Source organism: Bacillus sp. MYb78 (assembly GCF_002975115.1).
Taxonomy (GTDB): domain Bacteria; phylum Bacillota; class Bacilli; order Bacillales; family Bacillaceae_G; genus Bacillus_A; species Bacillus_A cereus.
The window spans coordinates 244,728-265,595 of the sequence record NZ_PCOB01000004.1; the positions used below are offsets into that span (position 1 = coordinate 244,728).

The window sequence follows — 20,868 nt, forward strand, 5'->3', positions numbered from 1 at the left end:
AGGAACTGGAACAGGAGGAACTGGAACAGGAGGAACTGGAACAGAAGGAACTGGAACAGGAGGAACTGGAACAGGAGGAACTGGAACAGGAGGAACTGGAACAGAAAAACCAAAACCAGATCCAGAACCAACATACCCCACAATTACAGTATCACCAAAAACGGGTGATATTCTTGTAGAATGGTATACAGCAAATGGGGAGAAATCTAGTGCGGTGTTTTTTGGAGAGTTTTATAAGGCACAAAATCATTTGAAATTAATTGATGGTATGACAAATACAATGGCGGAACGTGATGATTTACAGCTTATTTCTCAGAGCTCCTCGACAGCCAAAGCCAATAAAGCAGCATTATTGTTAGCAGCACAGGATTCTGCTCAATTTGAAAAAGTAGCTAGTTCAAAATATGAGCAACTATTTTATATTCGAAATCAATTAACTTTATATCAAGATCCAGCGTTTAATGACCAAGAATTTGAACGCTTTAAAGAAAATAAGAAATATGTTATAGAAAAGTTGTCTAAAGACATTTTTAATGCGGCGCTTAGAGAAGAAGAACGAGATGTAAATGCAGCTTTAAGTAAATATTATTTATTAACTTCTGTATTACAAGGCGTTGATGAAGACTTACAAAAACAAGCTTACGATCGAGTGCAAGATATTTTTAATCAAATGCTTGAAAAAGAATTGAAACAAATGGTACAAGGGAAAGTTGATGTTCCAACTGTACCAGTTTTAAATCAAGGAAAAGAACAAAAGAAAAATGTAGAAGAAAAAGCAATGACTGAAAAGGAAGTACAACAATCAAAAGGTGAAGAAAAACAAGAGAATAAAGAAAATTCGAAGCCAGAAGAATCGAAAACAAATAAAGAAGATGTAAAACAAGAAGAAGCACAAACGAATAAAGAAAATGCAAAACAAGAAGAAGCACAAAATAATAAAGAAGATAAAAAGAATGAGGAACAAAAAGATAATAAAGATGGTACAAAGCAAGATGAAGTAAAAACACCTGGACAATGGGCGATTGAACAGGTAACAGCGTATATGAACGAAGCGAAGTGGAAAGAAGCAATTGTACTAGCAGATCAATACATTGATCAGACAAAAGGTGAAGAACAAAACACATTGCGGGATCAATTGAAAAATGCAATTGAGAACTTATTAACAAAATCAAAAGCAGAAGAGACATCTGCAGAAGTGGCATTACAAAATTATCACTTTATCTTAAATGTTAAAAATGTAGTTGTTGAGCAGAGAGAAAAGGCAAAATCGTTATCTTTACCTGTAATGTTAGAAGTAAAGGCAGATCAGGCATTAGTAGAGAAAGATTATTATAACGCTGTATTATATATGGCGAATTCTATTCGTAATGGAAATAAACATGCTCGTGCATTTGAAAAATTACAAACAAATACAAACTTCCTTTGGAATCAAACTATGGAGCAATGGAATAATTTAAAGGGGAATTCTGGATGGCAAAGTGAAGTTAAAAAATCTGTTCAACCATCCCTTGAATTAATTGTATATTTAAAAGATATTTCATCAGCTATAGTGGATGATGCAAGATTCAATGAGAAAATAAAGGAAGCAACGAAGAAATTAGAAGGTATTCAATTGTTGAATTTAGCAAGTTATGAAAATAGTAAGAGTGATGAAGCTAGTCAATTGAATGCATTATATTATTATGGACAAGCTTATGAACGTGGTATAGCTAATGCAGGAGATATGAGTAACATTTTTAATAAGTTATTAAATAAAGCACGTGGATTTGAAGTATCTGATCCTGCAAGAGCTATGAATTTATACCGATTAATGTATACAACGCCTGGTGCACAAGGACTTGGCTTCCAAGACGTAATTAGAAATTCTATTGATTACCTGAATGATTTCAATGTAGCAAGTCAATCGTTCGCGAAATATGGCAATAGCTCAAATGTGAAAGATATTGCAACTGCATTAGTTTATGCAAATACAGCTATTGAAAATGGATATACAAATGAACAAAGTAAAGCGAAAATAAGACAAATTGCAGAGACGATGGTTATTGTTGGGCAAAATGCATTAAAGGGAAATGATTTAAATACTGCATATCAGTGTTTCGAATTTGTAAGTCGTGCGGATTATAAACATGTTCCGCAGGACGTTCGAAGCCAAGCAAATGATGGGCTACAAGCGATAAAAAATGCTACTAAAAAATAAAGTAATAAAGTTCGCCATCTTACCCTAGGTAAGGTGGCGAACTTATTTCAAATAAGGAGTGAAAATTCATGAGTTTACTAGAAATTTGTCCATTAGATGAGGCGTTAGTGGAGGCTTTACAGAATGAAGAAAAAAGAGTTCGTTTTTATGAGATATTACAGAAATCAAATTTGTACGTTGTTGCTTCGGTAGAGGGCGATACAACTGTAGATGAAGAAGGAAATTTGATTTCAACTGAAAATACACAATTGCAAATTCATTATTTTGAAATGGAAGAAGGATTAATGTTACCACTGTATTCTGATTTGAAACATTTAGAAATGGTTATTCCAGAAGAATGTCCGTATGTCTCTATGAATGCAGTTGAATTATTAAAGACGATAGATTTAGAGGCAAATGTAATATTAAACCCAGGAACAAAATTTCAAAAATTATTTGTAAAGGAAGAAATTGAAGCGGTTTGTGATAACAGTATTTTTGATGTTTTTTCTAATGGGAATAAGTAAAAATTGATGCAGTTCTATTTCTTTTTGGTATAAAATAGAGGAAGGTGGGAGAAGGTTTGGAGATTAAGGTCAAACCTGAACAACTCGAACAAATTGCCAAAAACATATCAGAGATGCAAACACACAGCCAGACGATACAACAAAATCTCAATCAATCTATGTTTAGTATTCAAATGCAATGGCAAGGAGCAACGAGTCAGCATTTTTATGGGGAATATATGAGATCAATGAGACTCATGGAATCTTACATACGTAACTTACAAGTTACAGAAAAAGAATTACGGCGTATCGCTCAAAAGTTTCGTCAAGCTGATGAAGAATATCAAAAGAAACAAAATGAAAAATTGAAAGAAACCCATAAAAAAGAAAAGAAACATGAAAAATCATGGTGGGAAAAGGGAATAGAAGGAGCAGCTGAATTCATCGGAGTAAATGATGCAATTCGTGCAGTTACCGGTAAAGACCCTATTACAGGAAAAGAATTATCATCAAAAGAAAGACTCATCGCCGCAGGTTGGACACTCCTAAACTTTGTTCCTGTTGGAAAAGTGGCAAGTCTTGCTGGAAAAGGAATAAAGTATGTCGCTTCTAGCTTTGGGAAGACGATTGTAAAAGCCGGAAAAAGACTAGGCGAAGGCGTAACAATGGTAGCCGGAAAAGCTGGAAAAGCAGCTGTTGATGGCATAAAAACAGCCAGCCACAAAGTAACAGAAGGTGTAAACTTTGTAGCCTCGACAGCAAAAGGATTTGCCGACAAAATCGGCAATCTATGGAACAAAGGTGCCACAACCGTAAAAACAACTTTCTTGCAGGGGAATGAAAAGATCCAGCACGCAGTAAAAAAATTACTGGAATACAAATGGATCCCAGGCGAGGGAAAAGGCTTCGCCATGGCTGGAGTAGGAAATGTCTCAGGAGGACAGTATTCTCTGAAAGAGGCTTATCAGTATATGGAGAGTAAGGTTGTTAAGGGTACGGGTGAAGGTAGTAAGATAGAGAATATATCTAAATTAACTACAGAAGATATCCCGACTGCAAAAAGTGGCAAATTTAATGATTTCTTTAATTCTCTTTCTAGTGCAGAATTGGATGGATTATGGAAAGATAAAAAGATTAGAAAGAAAATTGAACGTCAGCTTAGAGAACCTGGTGGTTTACATGAATGGCATTTAGTATCGAGGGCTCCACAATTCAAGTTTTGGGATATAAGTGCTGAAAAAATTAAAGATTTAAGAACAGCAATATCTGATGTTAAATTTGTAAATCCTAAAGGCGTTCATGGGGGATTAGGTTCTACAAAAGCACATAATGAATTATTGGCAATTATTGATACATCAAATGACTATAACACATTTATTAGAAGACTTAATAATTGGGCTTACTATAGATTAGAGGGTGGAATTTCATCATTGCCAGAAGGATTAAGATTAAAATAGGGGTGTGTTATTTATGGAAAAGCAAGGAATGGTTTCAATATGGTTAGGTAATATTAAAACACAAAACCAGTTAGAGAAATACGTCAATTTAACATACGATGAAGACGGAGAGTCTGTACCTTCTAAATTTTTTGTAGATTTCAATATTGATATGGATGAAACAGATGAGGATTTTATTGAAAAAGCGGTATTAGAAGAAAAGAGTGATAATATCTCTGCTTTATTAGAGGGGTGTTCATATGAGGAAATTATACTACCTAAAATTAGAGGATATGTTAACGTAAATAAGTTATATAACGCTGTTATTTTAATTTACAATTTTGAGTACGAGAACCTAGTTAACTCTTTTGAGGATTTTGATTATATTACTTCTACTAGTTACTTACAATAGTAATTTTTTGATTGAAATTTGAATAAACTGCTGAATAGTGAAGAGCGTTAATCTTATATTAATTTGAAACCTTGATGGGCTATATGCCTCTCAAGGTTTTTATAATTTTATGTTAAAATCAAAAGCTTATAGTAAAAAGAAAAGTGCATGGGATTGGTTACAATGACTTTATAAGTATTGCAACTACACTTACTACTCGATATATACTTTACATAAGAAAATAAAAAAGCTCGTGGTGTTAAAGTTTAAATATACATTAGCACATATACGAATGGAAAATAAAGTACATGTGAAGTGGATAGAAAAAATAATAGGGTGTTTGAGAATACGTACTCCATGATGGTTGTACCATCATGGAGTACTATGTGCAATGATAGAATAGAAAAGGAAGTATGAGCTTAGGCGAGATGACATTTTACATGGCGATGAATATAGACATATGGAATGTATATTAAACTAATGAACTCGTACAAACTCGTAAGTTTTAACGTAACACTTGTTGCGACATGTAAAAGGTGTCATACTTGTACTACAAAACTTACAAATTTATGCTACTTAAAAACATATGAATTTAAAGCACTTGATTGTCAATTAAAGGCAATAAGTGCTTTTTTGCGTTTTAGCATAGAAATTTAAAAGAGCATTATAATTTTATAAGTGCATTAAGTGTTAAATTTTTATTGTTGTTTTATAGATTGTAATGGCTATGTACAGTGTACGACGATAGTAGAGGAAAAAATAAAGGGTTGTGTTATTTTTTGAAGTCATCGTAAAGTACGTTTTAACGGATGGACGTTATGCATACGTTATCCGCAAAAAACGGGTAAACGTTACAGGGACTTTAATTGCTGTAACGGGAAGGGGCTCAATATGGGAGAGAAAGTAGTTGGTTATGTACGAGTTTCAACGGAAGGACAAGTGCGTGAAGGGTATAGCCTAACGTATCAAGTAGAAGAAATTGAAGGGTACTGCATCGAAAATAAACTACAACTGCTTCACATATACGAAGATAAAGGAATCAGCGGAGCGAAAGTAGATGAAGATGGATTAACAGTTGAACGTGAGGGATTAGAAGAGCTATTGTCGGATATGGCGTAGCAACAAGTGAGTCAAGTTGTTGTACTAAATACATCTCGTTTATGGCGCTCAGACATGGCAAAAGTGTTAATACAACGAGAGCTAAAGAAATATGAGGTAGATGTGAAAGCAATTGAACAATCAAATTATAGTATATACACGCATGACCCAAATGACTTTTTAGTAAATGGTATGTTAGAGCTATTAGATCAATATCAACGTCTTGAGATTGCATTAAAGCTAAGTCGAGGTAGAAAGAAGAAAGCAGAAAGCAGAACAAGGTGGATATGCGGGGGGCGGTGTGATGTTTGGTTATAGAGTAAAGAAAGGACAAAAAGTGTTAGAAGTAGATACGGAGAAAGCAGTGGTTGTACGTAGACTATTTGAGTTAAGACACTTTTTTAAACATTGGTCGCTGACTCAATTGGCAGAACGACTAAATAGGGAAGGGTATTGTACTGAGAAAGGAAAGTTGTTTACGAAAGTGCAAGTGAAACGTATGTTAGACCGAGAGAACTTTTATCGAGGGGTATATACATACGGGCAAATACAAACAATTGGGAAACATCCAGCAATTATTTTATAAATTCACTTAAAAAATTAGCTCATTTTACTATACATACTACTAGAGTTATGAAAAATGGATAGGCTTGCGTACCTATGCGCATCGGAAGATGAACGCTCGAACTAAGGTTGCCGACATTTTTATATATGACTAAATCATTGAATAGAGGGATGAGTTATGCATAATAGACAGAACTATTTGTATGTAGGAGTAGAGTTACATAAGGAGCATCATACGGCTGTTATTATTAATTGTTGGCAAGAGAAACTAGGAGAAATACAATTTGAGAATAAACCATCTGCATTTTCGAAGTTTTTATTAGAAGTAGAGACATATGTGAGTGCTGGGGTATCAGTTGTATTTGGTTTAGAAGATGTTGGTGGTTACGGAAGAGCGTTAGCGAAATATTTAGTAGATCATGAACAAGTAGTGAAAGAAGTAAATCCAGCTTTATCATTTTTAGAGCGAAAAAGCCATGTGACGACACAAAAAAGTGATAGTTGGGATGCGGAATGTGTAGCACGCATATTGGTAAACAAATTTAATCAATTGCCAGATGCAAAGCCAAAAGATTTATTTTGGTCGATACAACAATTGGTTTCAAGAAGGAATGCATTAGTAAAAGCACAAAGTGCATTAAAGAACCAATTACATATTCAATTAAACCACCATTATCCAAGTTATAAAAAGTTTTTCTCAGAGTTAGATGGAAAAACAGCATTAGCGTTTTGGCAGCAATATCCGTCACCCTCTTGTTTAGAGGGGGCAAATATAAAGCAATTAACAGCTTTTTTATTAGATGTTAGCAACAATACATGTTCAGTAAAGAAAGCAAGCGAAATATTAAAACTTGTAAAAGAAGATGAACATACAATGAAGGAATATCAAGAAACACGAGACTTTTTAGTAAGAAGTATTGTACGGGATATTGAGTTTAAAAAGACAGAAATTAAATACATCGAAAGAGAATTAAAACAGCTAGTAAAACTACTAGCTTATCAATTAGAAACGATGCCGGGAATAGAACTTGTGACGGCATCAGCATTAATTGCAGAAATTGGGGATGTAAGGCGATTTCCAAATGCCAACAAATTAGCACGATTTGCGGGGATTGCGCCTGTTTACTTTGGTTCTCTGGTGGGAAAGGTAAGACACACAAAAGCAAACAAGGAAACAGGGCGCTACACGCTTTATTTTATAATTTAGCAGTACAGCAAGTGCAAGTAGCAAAAGGCAGTAAGAAGCCACGGAATCCAGTGTTTCATGCGTACTACCAAAAGAAATTAAAAGAAGGAAAAACAAAAGGACAAGCATTGGTATGTATTATGAGAAGGCTTGTAAACATTGTATATGGCATGATGAAATATAAAATAGCTTATGAGTTGCCGGTAGTGGAAGAAAAAGAAGTAGTTTAATAAGGTTTACATGGTTTGTTTTTTTGTTGTGAGGGTTTAAGATTACAACATAGGGTACGGGTGAAGTCAAGCATTTAGATGATATACCTAGAATAAAAGAAATTGAAGTGAAATTTAACTACAAAACAAAATTCGATTCAGAAGAATTTGCAAGACAGTTAAAGGATCAAGAAAAAGGTATGAATGAATTAACCGTACATGAATACCGGGAAAATCGAAATCGATTTATTGATAAAGGTAGGGCAATAGAAGGAAATGCATACCAGCAGGCAGCAAGAGAAAGAGCATTAAGAGATAAAATTGATGAGTTATTTGAACAAGGATTAACACTTAAAGAAGCAAAGACGCAAGCGAATGAATGGATGAAAACTCAAGCAGCACTTCATAATCCAGATCAGGTTGCGGGTGGAAGACCTGAAATAATAGGAGGGATGGGAGATAAGAGGGTTAATTTCTCTATAGGTAGTCAATGGCGGACTAGAATCAAAATTGTTGATAAACAAATCGAGGAAATAGCAAAAAACATGACATCAGAACAACTAAAAAATACTTATTTGAATGTCAAGTTAACACATTAAAGGAGGAAAAAAATTGCATAAATTAAAAATAATGAAGGAATTTAAACTGGAACAAAAAGTCCCTGAAAGTATAATTGAAAAATATTCTAATACACTTCCTGAATCATTAACTGATATTTGGAAAGAGTATGGATTTGGAACGACCTTGAATGGATTTCTTAGGTTAATTAATCCTGAAGGTTATTTTGAAATTGTCAAAGAAACATATATTAGACACCAAAATACAATACCATTATTTACAACAAGTATGGGGGATATCCTTTTGCTTGAGAAATATGGTGATAAATCATATATTATTCAATTAAATTATCGTAAAGGGAAATCAAAAGTCATTGCTTCTAAATTTGAGCTATTTTTAAGGTTTCTTGAGGAAGAAGAATATTTAGAAGAAGACATGGAATGGAATCCTTATTCAGTAGCTATCCAAAATTACGGAATACCAACTTATAATGAGTGTTTTGGTTATGTTCCTCTTCTTGGATTAGGAGGGGCAGAAAAAGTAGAGAATCTGCAAAAAGTTAAATTGATTGAGCATATTTATTTAATTACTCAGTTTATGGGACCGATTGAATAAATAGAAAGAATAAATCATTGTAGACCAAGAGATTACTTAAAGGTAGTCTCTTTTATTTTAGATAATACCTATTGTAACACTATGGAGAAGAATTGGCAGAATCTATGATTCTTTTATTAGATTATATGATTTTGAGTACGATGGAGATATAGATGAAGTGAAATTTAATTTTAATTTATAAAGGATCAGTTGTATATGAGGAGTGGGATGAATAGTTTATAATAAATAATTTAAGAGGTTAAGCATATATGTAGATGAGTAAAAAATAAAGTATATTTGCAGTGAAAAGAAAAAGAATAGGCTGTTAGAAAGTACGTACTTCATGATGGTTGTACCATTATGGAGTACTGTGTGCAATGAGAGAATATAAAACGAAGTACGAGCTTAGGTGAGATGACATTTTACTAGGCGATGAATATAAACACATGGATTGTATATGAAGCTAATGAACTCGTATAAATTCGTAAGTTTTAAAGTAGTAGTTTTTATGACATACAAAAGGTATCACATTTTTTACTGCAAAACTTACAAATTCATGCTACTTAAAAACACATGAACTTAAAGCACTTGATTGTCTATGAGAGGCAACAAGTGCTTTTTGCATTTTAAGATAGAAGAGAGGATAGTATAATAAATAATAAGTACATATGTTGTTTCAGCAAATAGTATAAGAAAATAGATTAGAAGGAGCAGCTGAATTCATCGGAATTAATGATGCAATTCGAGCGGTTACTGGTAAAGACCCTATCACAGGCGAAGAATTATCAACAAAAGAAAGACTCATCGCCGCAGGGTGGACACTCCTAAACTTTGTTCCTGTTGGAAAAGTGGCAAGTTACCGGGCGATAAATATAAACACATGGAATGTATATTAAACTAACAAGCTCGTACAAACTCGTAAGTTTTAATATAGTATTTGTCATGATGTACAAAAGGCGTCATACTGTTACTACAAAACTTACAAATTTACGCTACTTAAAAACATTTGAACTTAAAGCACTTGATTGTCAACTAAAGGAAACAAGTGCTTTTTTGCGTTTTAGGATAGAAATAGGTAGACACATTATAATTTTATAAGTGCACGAAGTATTAAATTTTTATAGATTGTAGTGGCGTTGTACAGTGTATAACGAGAGTGGAAGAAAAAATAAAGGGTTGTATTATTTTTTGAAGTCATCGTAAAGTACGTTTTAACGGAAGGACAAGTACGTGATGGACTACAAGCGCTATTGTCCGATATGGCGAAAGTATTAATACAACGAGAACTAAAGAAATATGAAGTAGATGTGAAGGCGATTGAACAATCTATAGTATTTACACATGATCCAAATGACTTTTTGGTGAATGGCATGTTAGAGCTATTAGAACAATATTAACGTCTTGAGAAATCTTTTTCGACAAAAAAATAATATATCCCTTGACAGTTACAAATATAACCGATATACTTCATATTAATTTCAAAAGAAAATATATTCTAAATATTAAAATGTGTTGAATAGGAGTAGTAAGGTCATGTATTTGTACAGAGAGCTATGGGTTGGTGCGACATAGTCAAATGACATCCTGAACTCGCCTAGGAGCAGTAAGGTGGAACGGAATCACATTCTTAGTAAATCTTAACGGTTAACCTTCGATATTAGGTTTGTAATCAAACGATTACTACTAAGGTGGATTCATAATGGAATCAATAAGGGTGGTACCGCGTTAAGTAAATGGCTTAGCGTCTCTTTAAATAGAGATGCTAGGCCATTTTTTTATTATATGGAAGAAGAAATGGAGGGTTTATTTGGATAGGTATATAAAATTTATTTATTTATATAAAAAGATTTAATTAGGAGGAAAATGAGATGAAACAGACGGAGCAATGGACTTCGAAATTAGGTTTTATAATGGCAGCAGCCGGATCAGCAATTGGACTTGGTGCGATATGGAAGTTTCCTTATATCGCTGGGAAGAGTGGGGGAGGAGCGTTCTTTTTAATCTTTATATTATTTACTGTTTTAATTGGACTACCGCTACTTATAGCTGAATTTATGATTGGACGCAGTACGCAGAAACAAGCAGTTGGAGCATTTAAAAGCATCGCACCAAATACAGGATGGCACTGGATCGGACGCCTTGGCGTTGGAACGTGTTTTATACTACTTTCGTTTTATAGTGTTGTAGGTGGATGGGTATTAATTTATTTATTCAGAGGAATAACAGGACAACTGATTACTCCAGGACAAAATTACGGTGCGTTATTTACTGAAACAATTGGGAATCCCGCTTGGGCTATTATGGGACATTTCGCTTTTATGTTCATTACGATATGGGTTGTATCAAAAGGTGTACAAAATGGAATTGAAAAAACAAGTAAATATATGTTGCCAGCATTGTTCGTTTTATTTGTCGCTCTTATTATTCGTTCGTTAACACTTGATGACGCAATGAAAGGTGTGAAGTTTTTCTTACAACCAGATTTCTCAAAGATTACTTCGGAAAGTATTTTGTTCGCAATGGGGCAATCATTCTTTGCGATTAGTATCGGGATTTCAATTATGGTTACCTATAGTTCCTATTTAAATAAAAAAGAAAGTTTACCAAAATCAGCAATAACAATTGTTGGATTGAATTTATTTGTTTCTTTATTTGCGGGTCTTGCTATTTTTCCAGCCGTATTTTCATTAGGAATGGAGCCAACAGAAGGACCTGGATTACTATTTATCGTATTACCATCTGTATTTAGTCAAATCCCATTTGGTGGATTTTTCTTAACAGTATTTCTTGCACTATTTACATTTGCGACATTAACATCGGCATTTTCTTTACTAGAGACTGTTGTTTCAGCATTAGCAAATGGTAAACAAGACAGAAGAACGAAATTATCATGGATGATCGGTTTCTGTATTTTCTTAGTAGGTATACCATCTGCGTTATCATTTGGAGTATGGAGTGATATTACGATTTTTGGAAAGAATATTTTTGATGCAGTAGACTTTTTATCTAGTAATATATTAATGCCGCTTGGTGCACTATTTATTAGTATTTTCGTTTCATTCAAAATGGAGAAGAAGGTACTAGAAGCAGAGTTTTTTGTAGGTGGAAATTATGGAAAGAAAGTATTTACTTGTTGGGCATTTTTACTTCGATTTGTAGCACCACTTGCAATAATTATCGTCTTCTTAAATGTAATAGGGATTATTTAACATTAAATGTTATAATATTCAGTAAAAAGAGAGGGTGATGATCATAAAGGCAAATTTGATAGAAGCAGGGAAATACATGAATATTAGAGGGAAAAAGCTATACGTTGAAACGCATGGAAATCCTAAAAATAAGCCAGTCTTATACTTGCATGGTGGTCCAGGAGAGAGTTGCTATGATTTTTCATTTCATCAAGCGGAACGTTTAAAAGATTCTCTATATGTAATTATGATAGATCAAAGAGGTGTTTGTCGTTCAGAAGTAATTTCAGAAGAAGAACCTTTTGGACTAATTGATTTAGTTGAAGACGCTGAGGAACTAAGAAAAGTATTACAAATTGAGAAATGGTCTGTAATTGGACATTCTTTCGGTGGATATGTAGCGTTGTTATATGCTTCGGCATATCCAAGTTCAATAGAGAAAATAATATTTGAAGGACCAACTTTCGACTTTGCATTAACAAGTAGAGCTTTGTTGCAAAAGACAGGGCATTTATTAAAAAAATATGGAAAAGAAGAAGTAGCAGAAGAGTCTCTTGCTTATTCATCTAGCAATGCTAGTTCAAAAGAGTTGTTAGAAGCTTATATAAGACTAAGCAATGAATTAGAAGAAAAAAGAATGGAGATTTACAATAATAAGGAAGATAGGACAGATGAGAGTTTATACAGTGATGAAGAGTGGGAAGTATTTTCAAATCGCTCTCAAATTCATTTTGATAGATTAAAATTAGAGGGCTCATGTCATACGTCATTATTATATAAAATAAAAGAAGTACAGAATCAAATGTTATTAATTGTAGGAAAACATGATGTAGTAACGTGTGAAGAACAAATTAAAACATTTAATAAAGATGCCCGAAACGGCAAGTATATCGTATTTGAAGAGAGCGGTCATTCACCTCATTATGAGGAAGCAGATAGGTTTGCAGAAACAGTCATATATTTTTTGAAATGAAGAAAAGGGTGCTTCTATAAATGAGGGGCACCCTTTCTATATTTCTGGATATGTGATTGTGATGTTAGGCCACTTACTTTGCCAATTCTTTTTTATAACTCTGTTTTTGTACATATGTAATCGTTCTTTCGATTCAAGAAAATGAGCTGTTGGTCTCACTTGTAAGGAAAGGACATCTTCAATACCACATGGGGCTGTTAATATGACGTTGTTTAGTTCATCAAGTGTAACTCCTAAAGCCGTTGCTGTTTCAGGAAATTTAGAAATAGCATCAACAGAAGAAGAATATGGCGGCATGTTATTCATTACATGCATACGAGCTTGATTTTTTATTGACCAAGGGATAGTGGCATCCATATTCATTAGTTTCGTTTCTAATAACTTTTCATATGTTTCGTCTTTATGTAGACAATCGTAATAAATAACATCTACATCAGGCGTATCTGTTCTTATTTCGTAGTCGTGTAAAGTATCCCAAATTTTAGAACGAACAAAGCCGGCACAAACCCACCAATCAGGTAGCTCTAGTGATTTTGCCATTTGTAATACAGTCATCATCCATTCGTCGTTTTCTATTAAGCGAATGATATCTTGTTCTGTTTGTATAATCATTTGTTATCTCACCTGCTTTTTTTAGAGTGTGGATTTAATTCATAAGCTTTATAATCCATGTGATCCAGTAAGCACCTGGTATGAATAACAGTTGAGCTAGTAATGTACCAAAAAGTCTAGAAATCATTAGCCAAGCATACATTTTACTCATTGCTTCAGCACCTTCTTCTGATTGAAGAGCTCGCTCTGTTAAAAGAGCAATACGTGGATCTAGTAGCACTGTTAATAAAATAGTAGCAAAACCATTAATAAGACCAGAAGCTGTAGTGGCTTTTGTTGCGAAAGCTGGAATTAAAAAAGAAGCATATAGTGCGGAAAGAACCCCCGCTGTATAAATTGCAGTAGCGAACATGTTAATAAGCATTATACGCTTTGGAATACCGCCGATACGCAATCTATGAATCATTTCTAACTTTGGAAAGCGGACATATTTTTTTGTGTACTTTAATTTTTGAATGTTATTCGTTTTCATCATTCGAATGAAAGAACCGTCTGTTTCAAAGTTTTGAATGACATATCCAAATAGTTTTGTCAAAGTTGGATACAGTATAATCGCAAGCAATGTACCGATAGAAGCAGATAATAGTACAAGACGTATAATATGCTCTAAATCAATAGAAGGATCTAGTTTTGCTTCGTCAACAATCCCGCCAAGTAAAAAGGCTTGTAGTAAGTTTGATGTTCTTGAAATGAGTAATACGATTCCTACGACGGATAATGCGACAGCAATCTTCTTTAAACGAACCCCGGCTAATCGAATACTATAAGAGCTTGTTTCAACTGCGTGGATCACAATTGTGAAAGCCATTATAAAAATTAACGTAATTGACATTTGTTTCACCAGTTTCTATTAAAATAATTGTAACTTTTTTACTGTATCATATCTATCGTATTTTGTAACTGAAAGTATGTGACATATGGAAATTGATTTTTCGAAAAAATAGATAATGATAGTATAATAGGGAGAAGTGGAAGAGATGTTAGCAGTTATTTATACAGCAAATTAAGTGGAGGAATGAAACATGTATAAAACATTTCTATTTGATTTAGATGGAACTTTAACGGATCCGAAAGAAGGGATTGTAAACTCGGTTTTATATGCATTAAAAAAAGTAGGAATTGAAGAAGTACATGTAAGTGAGTTAGATTCATTTATAGGTCCTCCTATTCAGCAATCATTCATAGAGAGATATAATATGAGTGAAGGAGAGCTTGAACGTGCTGTTTTTTACTTCCGTGAGTATTTAAAGCAGCGTGGATTGTTTGAAAATAATGTATATGAGGGGATTCTGAAGCTCTTGCAACAATTAAAAAGTTCAGGGAATCGCATATTTGTAGCAACTTCAAAGCCCACTGTATTTGCGAAACAAGTTATAGAGCATTTTCAATTGACGAATTATTTCGAAGATATCATTGGAAGTAATTTAGATGGTACAAGAATAAAAAAAGATGAAATAATTGCTCATATTTTACAAACAAATGAAGAACTAAATAAAGAAGAAATGATAATGATCGGTGATAGAAAGCACGATATAATAGGTGCGAATCAAAATGGAATTGCTTCAATTGGTGTTTTATATGGCTATGGCTGTGAGAAAGAACTGACTGAAGTTAGTGCGACTTACATAGTGAAAGATGTTGAAGAACTGTATCATTTTTGTGTAGAAAAAAGTTTAATAAATTAGTAAATATAGATACTAGCAATCCCTTTATAACGTATGATGAGGAATTCGTTTCTGTTTAAAGGGATTTTTCATATGTAATCGAATATTTATAATTAGACATTTTTAGCATGAAAAAATTGTATGAATAAGAGGAGGGATGTCAGAATTAAAAGATTAGTAGAAGTTTATCAATAAATTTTAGAATATTCTGTTTAATGGAGGGGTAAAATTGGAGTTAGTTATTATATTATTAGCACTAAGTTTACTTATGTTCGTAGCATACAGAGGCTTTTCTGTTATTTTATTCGCACCGATATTTGCATTATTTGCAGTATTTTTGACAGAACCTAGTTATGTATTACCTTTCTTTTCTAATATCTTTATGGAGAAAATGGTTGGTTTTATAAAGCTATATTTTCCTGTGTTTTTATTAGGAGCAATATTTGGAAAAGTAGTGGAAATGTCAGGAATTGCGGATTCTATTGCAAAAACGATTATTGAGTTAGTCGGTGAAAAACGTACTATATTAGCGATTGTATTAATGGGGGCTATTTTAACGTATAGTGGTGTTAGTGTGTATGTAGTAGTGTTTGCTGTTTATCCGTTCGCAGCTAAGTTGTTTCGACAAGCTAATATTCCAAAACGTTTAATCCCTGGAACGATTGTTCTTGGAGCAGTAACGTTTACAATGGATGCACTACCTGGATCACCACAAATTCAAAATGTAATACCTACAACATTTTTTAAAACGGATATTTATGCTGCACCGATACTTGGGATTGTAGGAGCAATTTTTGTTCTTACATTAGGTTTACTATATTTAGAGAGTAGACGTAAGAAGGCAAAAGCGGCAGGTGAAGGATATTTTGGTTTTAATGACGGAAATACTGAAATGGCAGCATCTTTGCAATTAGAACAAAAAAATATGCCATTAATTAATAACATTGAAATCACAAGAGCACAACAACTTATTGCATTTATACCACTTATTTTAGTAGGTGTAATGAATAAAGTGTTTACTATTATGATACCGAAGTGGTATCCAAGCGGTTTTGATTTTTCTGCAATTGGTATGAAAGCATTTGGAAAAGTAGAATTAAGTGCAGTAGTAGGAATTTGGTCTGTAGAATTGGCACTTATTATAGGGATCTTAACAACGTTATTATTATATTGGAAGCGAGTAGTAACAGGTTTCCAAGCTGGATTGAATACAAGTATTGGTGGAGCGCTACTTGCAACGATGAATACAGGAGCTGAGTTTGGATTCGGTGGTGTCATTGCAGCACTTCCAGGCTTCGCAATTATGAGAGATGGTATCTCTGCTACTTTCACAAATCCGTTAGTGAATGGTGCAGTAACGACGAATATTTTAGCTGGAATTACAGGCTCTGCATCAGGAGGTATGGGAATAGTATTAAGCGCAATGGGAGATAAATTTATTGCAGCGGCCAATCAATTTGATATTCCATTAGAAGTTATGCACCGTATCGTATCAATGGCATCAGGAGGAATGGATACACTACCGCATAACGGGGCTATTATTACTATTCTTACAGTAACAGGATTAACACATAAACAGTCCTATAAAGATATATTTGCTATCACAATTTTGAAAACGGTTGCTGTATTTTTAGTTATCGCGTTCTATACTTTAACAGGACTCTATTAAAAATTCGAATCGTAAAGATTCATCAAATCGATAATTTATATCATAAAATATTAATTAGGATAAGAAGGGGTGGAGTACTTGCAAGAAGTTTCTGAGTTTCGTATGCCAAAGTCGGTATTATATGGAAGGAATTCGCTTGAAAAACTGGGGGAACAATCAAAAAAGTTAGGGAAAAGAGCTTTTATAGTTACTGATACAATTATGGAGAAATTAGGATATGTTGAAAAGTGTATACAACAACTAAATAAGAAAAGTATTACTGTTAGTACATATAATAAAGTAGATGCTGAGCCTACAAATATACACGTGTTAGAAGCGTTATCTCTTTGTAAAGAGGAAAAGTGTGATTTTATTATCGGTATTGGTGGTGGAAGTTGTATTGATGCTGCGAAAGCAGTAGCGGTTTTATATACAAATGGTGGAGAAGTTGAGGATTATGTCCAAAAGGATATTGAAATAGAAAACAATCCACTACCACTTATTGCAATTCCAACAACTTCTGGTACTGGATCGGAAGTTACAAGTGTAGCAGTAATAACGAATAAAAAAACAGATGTAAAAATGATGATGAAGCATCCTAGTTTTATACCGAAAGTAGCAATTATAGATCCAGTTTTGACAAGTTCATTACCAACACAAATTACGGCAGCAACAGGAATAGATGCATTATGTCATGCGATTGAAGCGTATATTTCTAAAGTTTCACAACCACTTACAGATGTACTTGCTCTTTCAGCTATTGAAAGTATTATGAAATATTTACGTATAGCATATGAAGATGGACGTAATATGGAGGCAAGAGAAGCGATGATGATTGCTTCCTTACAAGCTGGAATTGCATTTTCTAATGCATCAGTTACATTAGTTCATGGAATGTCAAGGCCAGTGGGAGCATTATTTCATGTACCGCATGGAATATCAAATGCCATACTATTACCTACAGTGTTAGAGTTTACAAAAACAAGTGCAATGAAAAGGTTAGCAAAAATTGGACGTAGTTTAAATAAGGATTTGTATTCGAATTCTGATGAGGAAGTAGCAGACTACACGCTTGGTGAAATAAAAAAACTTTGCTTTGATCTTCGTATTCCAAATTTAAAAGAATACGGAATCGATGAAATTGAATTTGAAAATGCTATTTCTAAAATGGCATCAGATGCAATTGAAAGTGGTAGCCCAGCTAATAACCCACGTGTTCCATCATATGATGAAATCAAAGAGCTGTATCGAGAGTGTTTTAATTATAAGTATAAAGAATTCATAAAAAAATCAGATTATTAATTTCAGAATATTCTATAAAAATTTCCTTGGAAATGAAAGTAGAATTATTCTTTATTATTTCCGTATTTTCCGTTAAAACAAGACTTTATATTCCAAACTTAAAGTCTTGTTTTATTATGTATAATATACATAATAAAACATTGTTATTAGTTTTATAAAAATAGTTTAGGTAGGTGTTTGTATGAAAACGATAGGTCTTATAGGTGGTATGAGTTGGGAATCAACTTCTGAATATTATCGAATTATTAATGAAGAAATAAAAGAGAGATTAGGAGGGCTACATTCAGCAAAATGTTTGATTAATAGTGTGGACTTTGAAGAGATTGAAAGATTCCAGTCTAGAGGAGATTGGAATGGAGCAGGTGAAGTTTTAGCGAATGCGGCGTATTCATTACAGAAGGGAGGAGCAGACTTTATAATCATTTGTACAAATACAATGCATAAGGTAGTTGGAAAAATAAAGGAGAAAATTGATATTCCAGTCTTACATATTGCCGATGCAACTGCAAAAGAAATTAAAAGAAAAGACATTCAAAAGGTTGGTCTGCTTGGAACTAAATATACAATGGAGCAAGATTTCTATAAGTCACGTATTGAAGAGCATGATATAAAAGTAATAGTACCATCAGAAAAAAATAGAAAAGAAATAAATAAAGTAATATATACAGAATTATGTTTAGGAAAAATAGTATCTCAATCTAGAGAATATTATAAAAGAGTCATCGAAGAGTTAGTGCAAAAAGGAGCACAGGGAATCATATTAGGTTGTACAGAAATAGGGTTATTAATAAAGCAAGAAAACGTATCTGTCCCGATATTTGATACGACTCATATACATGCAATTGAAGCAGTCAAGATAGCTCTAGATAAATAGATTATAATTATATTATGTAAACTTAATTCATATATCTGGAAAACATTCAGAAAATATTTTATAATGTAAGTGGTTACATTTAAGGGGGAATGCGTATGTTTTCAGTTCAACCAATCGCATTTGTACATAATGAAAGAAAGGAAATAAAAGATGATGAGTGGGGAGAAGTAAGATCCCGTATAACTTTAACTGAAATGTATGCAGAAGAAAGTATACAAGGGATTGAAGATTTTTCCCATATTGAAGTTGTTTTTTATTTTCATAAAGTAACTGACGAGCAAATTCAGTATTTTGCTAGACATCCTAGAAATAATAAAGATTATCCTGAAGTAGGTATTTTTGCACAGCGCGGAAAAAATCGCCCGAATCGCATAGGTGTAACAATTGTAAAGGTGATCAAAAGAGAAGGTAAATCAATTATTGTTGAGGGATTAGATGCTATTAATGGTACTCCTATATTGGATATAAAACCAATAATGAAAGAGTTTATGCCGAAAGAAGAAATACACCAGCCTAAATGGGCAACGGATATAATGAGACAGTATTGGAAGGGGAATGGAGTAAAATGAGAATATATGAGGCAACAATTGCAGATTTAGATGGACTAGCATCAGTTTTTAATAACTATCGCATGTTTTATAGGCAGGATTCTGATTTAGAAGGTGCAAAAGTATTTTTACGAAATCGAATTGAGAAAAAAGAGTCCGTTATTTTCGTAGCAGTTGAAGACGGCGAATATATTGGGTTCACACAACTATATCCATCATTTTCTTCCATTTCAATGAAAGAATTATGGATTTTAAATGATTTATTTGTACAAGCGGCGAAGCGTGGAGCCGGAACAGGTAAAAAATTATTAGAAGCTGCTAAAGAATACGCATTAGAGAATGGAGCAAAAGGTGTAAAATTGCAAACAGAGATTGATAATTTATCAGCACAACGATTATATGCTGAAAATGGTTATTTGAGAGATAATCGTTATTTCCATTACGAATTAACGTTTTAAAAAATTAAGTTGAAAGAGACATTTTCAAGAAAAAGAATTTCTTTGTAATGAGAAATTCTTTTTTATTTTTGCCTAAATTAAACATGACGAAAACGATATTTATTTATTGTTAAACGATAAACAATATGATAAAATTATGTTATCATTAAATAAATGAGGTATTGTAAATGAATCTTAAACGAAGTTCAACAACGTTCTTAAAAGTAATTATTTTTCTTGTCGGAATTGCAGTACTTGCTTTATGCATATTTTTAGTGCCGGAAATGGCGAATTTCGCAGCGAATTTGTATCCTAATATTACTCTGATAAAATATCTTGTTTTCATTGTGATGTATGGAGCAGCTGTGCCTTTTTACGTTGCTCTTTATCAGGCTTTCAATCTTTTACAGTACATTGATGAGAACACAGCGTTCTCGGAGTTATCTGTAAAGGCGTTAAAGAATATAAAGCGCTGTGCAGTTACAATCAGTGGTTTGTATGTATTAGGTTTACCACTTTTTCATTTTATAGCGAAAAAAATGGACCCTCCTATTGGGTTAGTGGGACTTATTATCGTTTTTGCTTCGCTCGTTATCGCTGTTTTTGCTGCTATTCTTCAACGCCTTCTACAAGAAGCAATTAACATAAAATCAGAAAATGATTTGACGGTCTGAGGTGGCGGATATGACAATTATTATTAATATTGACGTCATGTTAGCAAAACGAAAGATGAGTGTAACGGAACTTTCGGAGAAGGTTGGAATTACGATGGCGAATCTTTCTATTTTGAAAAATGGGAAAGCAAAAGCGGTTCGTTTTTCAACATTAGAAGCGATATGTAAAGCTTTGGAGTGTCAGCCAGGGGATATTTTGGAGTATAAAAACGATGAGAATACTCAATAAA

General features: G+C 33.4%; 20 protein-coding genes, 3 pseudogenes and 1 other annotated feature. Of the genes and pseudogenes, 21 read left to right on the forward strand and 2 right to left on the reverse strand.

What is annotated here, in order from left to right:
* From CQ064_RS12025 to CQ064_RS12090, 13 genes and pseudogenes are all read left to right on the forward strand, one after another.
* Positions 1 to 2,197 (forward strand): hypothetical protein (locus CQ064_RS12025; RefSeq protein WP_258166662.1); only part of this gene is annotated, 2,197 nt, incomplete at its 5' end.
* Positions 2,198 to 2,265: 68 nt separating this feature from the next.
* A complete protein-coding gene (locus CQ064_RS12030; protein ID WP_000054423.1) occupies positions 2,266 to 2,703 on the forward strand; it encodes an SseB family protein in 438 nt (145 codons plus the stop codon).
* A gap of 56 nt (positions 2,704 to 2,759) precedes the next feature.
* Positions 2,760 to 4,139, forward strand: a complete 1,380-nt coding sequence (locus CQ064_RS12035; protein ID WP_000404152.1) for a WXG100 family type VII secretion target — start codon at positions 2,760 to 2,762, stop codon at positions 4,137 to 4,139.
* Between the two features lie 13 nt (positions 4,140 to 4,152).
* Positions 4,153 to 4,530, forward strand: a complete 378-nt coding sequence (locus CQ064_RS12040; RefSeq protein WP_000414798.1) for an immunity 22 family protein — start codon at positions 4,153 to 4,155, stop codon at positions 4,528 to 4,530.
* Between the two features lie 870 nt (positions 4,531 to 5,400).
* Positions 5,401 to 6,193, forward strand: a pseudogene (locus CQ064_RS12055) (recombinase family protein).
* Between the two features lie 156 nt (positions 6,194 to 6,349).
* On the forward strand, positions 6,350 to 7,378 hold the full coding sequence (locus CQ064_RS12060; RefSeq protein WP_003270416.1) for an IS110 family RNA-guided transposase: 1,029 nt from the start codon (positions 6,350 to 6,352) through the stop codon (positions 7,376 to 7,378).
* A gap of 11 nt (positions 7,379 to 7,389) precedes the next feature.
* Positions 7,390 to 7,587 carry a hypothetical protein gene (locus tag CQ064_RS34050; RefSeq protein WP_003270418.1) on the forward strand — a complete coding sequence of 66 codons (198 nt, stop codon included), beginning with the start codon at positions 7,390 to 7,392 and terminating at the stop codon, positions 7,585 to 7,587.
* 107 nt (positions 7,588 to 7,694) lie between these two features.
* Positions 7,695 to 8,165 carry a polymorphic toxin type 15 domain-containing protein gene (locus tag CQ064_RS12065; RefSeq protein ID WP_000671527.1) on the forward strand — a complete coding sequence of 157 codons (471 nt, stop codon included), beginning with the start codon at positions 7,695 to 7,697 and terminating at the stop codon, positions 8,163 to 8,165.
* A gap of 31 nt (positions 8,166 to 8,196) precedes the next feature.
* Positions 8,197 to 8,739 carry a T6SS immunity protein Tdi1 domain-containing protein gene (locus tag CQ064_RS12070; RefSeq protein ID WP_003270419.1) on the forward strand — a complete coding sequence of 181 codons (543 nt, stop codon included), beginning with the start codon at positions 8,197 to 8,199 and terminating at the stop codon, positions 8,737 to 8,739.
* A 671-nt stretch (positions 8,740 to 9,410) separates the two neighbouring features.
* A pseudogene (locus tag CQ064_RS34055) lies at positions 9,411 to 9,575 on the forward strand (pre-toxin TG domain-containing protein); the annotation flags it as partial.
* Between the two features lie 372 nt (positions 9,576 to 9,947).
* A pseudogene (locus CQ064_RS12080) lies at positions 9,948 to 10,112 on the forward strand (recombinase family protein); the annotation flags it as partial.
* Between the two features lie 109 nt (positions 10,113 to 10,221).
* Positions 10,222 to 10,470: a binding site (T-box leader), on the forward strand.
* A gap of 116 nt (positions 10,471 to 10,586) precedes the next feature.
* Entirely contained in the window at positions 10,587 to 11,927 is a 1,341-nt protein-coding gene (locus tag CQ064_RS12085; RefSeq protein ID WP_000814534.1) for a sodium-dependent transporter, read from the forward strand.
* A 37-nt stretch (positions 11,928 to 11,964) separates the two neighbouring features.
* Entirely contained in the window at positions 11,965 to 12,879 is a 915-nt protein-coding gene (locus CQ064_RS12090; RefSeq protein ID WP_000584226.1) for an alpha/beta fold hydrolase, read from the forward strand.
* 36 nt (positions 12,880 to 12,915) lie between these two features.
* Here the strand turns inward: CQ064_RS12090 and CQ064_RS12095 are convergent, their stop codons facing one another.
* Positions 12,916 to 13,491, reverse strand: a complete 576-nt coding sequence (locus tag CQ064_RS12095; RefSeq protein WP_000586693.1) for a nucleotidyltransferase family protein — start codon at positions 13,489 to 13,491, stop codon at positions 12,916 to 12,918.
* A 34-nt stretch (positions 13,492 to 13,525) separates the two neighbouring features.
* Positions 13,526 to 14,323, reverse strand: a complete 798-nt coding sequence (locus CQ064_RS12100) for a lipid II flippase Amj family protein (RefSeq protein WP_000028911.1) — start codon at positions 14,321 to 14,323, stop codon at positions 13,526 to 13,528.
* A 190-nt stretch (positions 14,324 to 14,513) separates the two neighbouring features.
* Between CQ064_RS12100 and CQ064_RS12105 the strand changes: the two genes are divergently transcribed.
* From CQ064_RS12105 to CQ064_RS12140, 8 genes are all read left to right on the forward strand, one after another.
* Positions 14,514 to 15,176: an HAD family hydrolase gene (locus tag CQ064_RS12105; RefSeq protein WP_000278491.1), complete on the forward strand. Its 663-nt coding sequence runs from the start codon at positions 14,514 to 14,516 to the stop codon at positions 15,174 to 15,176.
* A gap of 208 nt (positions 15,177 to 15,384) precedes the next feature.
* Complete coding sequence (locus CQ064_RS12110; RefSeq protein WP_000424326.1) at positions 15,385 to 16,824, forward strand: GntP family permease; 1,440 nt, start codon at positions 15,385 to 15,387, stop codon at positions 16,822 to 16,824.
* 78 nt (positions 16,825 to 16,902) lie between these two features.
* Positions 16,903 to 18,105 carry an iron-containing alcohol dehydrogenase gene (locus CQ064_RS12115; RefSeq protein ID WP_001158667.1) on the forward strand — a complete coding sequence of 401 codons (1,203 nt, stop codon included), beginning with the start codon at positions 16,903 to 16,905 and terminating at the stop codon, positions 18,103 to 18,105.
* 181 nt (positions 18,106 to 18,286) lie between these two features.
* The gene (locus CQ064_RS12120) at positions 18,287 to 18,979 is read left to right on the forward strand and encodes an aspartate/glutamate racemase family protein (RefSeq protein ID WP_000848576.1); all 693 of its coding nucleotides are present in this window, start codon (positions 18,287 to 18,289) and stop codon (positions 18,977 to 18,979) included.
* A gap of 95 nt (positions 18,980 to 19,074) precedes the next feature.
* Positions 19,075 to 19,548 carry an SAM-dependent methyltransferase gene (locus CQ064_RS12125; protein ID WP_000493252.1) on the forward strand — a complete coding sequence of 158 codons (474 nt, stop codon included), beginning with the start codon at positions 19,075 to 19,077 and terminating at the stop codon, positions 19,546 to 19,548.
* Positions 19,545 to 19,985, forward strand: coding sequence for a GNAT family N-acetyltransferase (locus CQ064_RS12130; protein ID WP_001223866.1), 441 nt, complete (start codon positions 19,545 to 19,547; stop codon positions 19,983 to 19,985). The genes CQ064_RS12125 and CQ064_RS12130 overlap by 4 nt, the downstream gene beginning before the upstream one ends.
* A gap of 167 nt (positions 19,986 to 20,152) precedes the next feature.
* Positions 20,153 to 20,638, forward strand: a complete 486-nt coding sequence (locus CQ064_RS12135; protein WP_001050152.1) for a DUF2975 domain-containing protein — start codon at positions 20,153 to 20,155, stop codon at positions 20,636 to 20,638.
* A 10-nt stretch (positions 20,639 to 20,648) separates the two neighbouring features.
* Entirely contained in the window at positions 20,649 to 20,867 is a 219-nt protein-coding gene (locus CQ064_RS12140; protein WP_000152534.1) for a helix-turn-helix domain-containing protein, read from the forward strand.
* The last annotated feature ends 1 nt before the right edge of the window (position 20,868 follow it).

Coding starts and splice junctions, on each gene's coding strand:
- CQ064_RS12095 (WP_000586693.1), bottom strand. CDS start 13,491: ATGATTATACAAACAGAACAAGATATCATTCGCTTAATAGAAAACGAC.
- CQ064_RS12060 (WP_003270416.1), top strand. CDS start 6,350: ATGCATAATAGACAGAACTATTTGTATGTAGGAGTAGAGTTACATAAG.
- CQ064_RS12135 (WP_001050152.1), top strand. CDS start 20,153: ATGAATCTTAAACGAAGTTCAACAACGTTCTTAAAAGTAATTATTTTT.
- CQ064_RS12100 (WP_000028911.1), bottom strand. CDS start 14,323: ATGTCAATTACGTTAATTTTTATAATGGCTTTCACAATTGTGATCCAC.
- CQ064_RS12140 (WP_000152534.1), top strand. CDS start 20,649: ATGACAATTATTATTAATATTGACGTCATGTTAGCAAAACGAAAGATG.
- CQ064_RS12030 (WP_000054423.1), top strand. CDS start 2,266: ATGAGTTTACTAGAAATTTGTCCATTAGATGAGGCGTTAGTGGAGGCT.
- CQ064_RS12105 (WP_000278491.1), top strand. CDS start 14,514: ATGTATAAAACATTTCTATTTGATTTAGATGGAACTTTAACGGATCCG.
- CQ064_RS12125 (WP_000493252.1), top strand. CDS start 19,075: ATGTTTTCAGTTCAACCAATCGCATTTGTACATAATGAAAGAAAGGAA.
- CQ064_RS12130 (WP_001223866.1), top strand. CDS start 19,545: ATGAGAATATATGAGGCAACAATTGCAGATTTAGATGGACTAGCATCA.
- CQ064_RS12120 (WP_000848576.1), top strand. CDS start 18,287: ATGAAAACGATAGGTCTTATAGGTGGTATGAGTTGGGAATCAACTTCT.
- CQ064_RS12090 (WP_000584226.1), top strand. CDS start 11,965: ATGATCATAAAGGCAAATTTGATAGAAGCAGGGAAATACATGAATATT.
- CQ064_RS12040 (WP_000414798.1), top strand. CDS start 4,153: ATGGAAAAGCAAGGAATGGTTTCAATATGGTTAGGTAATATTAAAACA.
- CQ064_RS12070 (WP_003270419.1), top strand. CDS start 8,197: ATGAAGGAATTTAAACTGGAACAAAAAGTCCCTGAAAGTATAATTGAA.
- CQ064_RS12085 (WP_000814534.1), top strand. CDS start 10,587: ATGAAACAGACGGAGCAATGGACTTCGAAATTAGGTTTTATAATGGCA.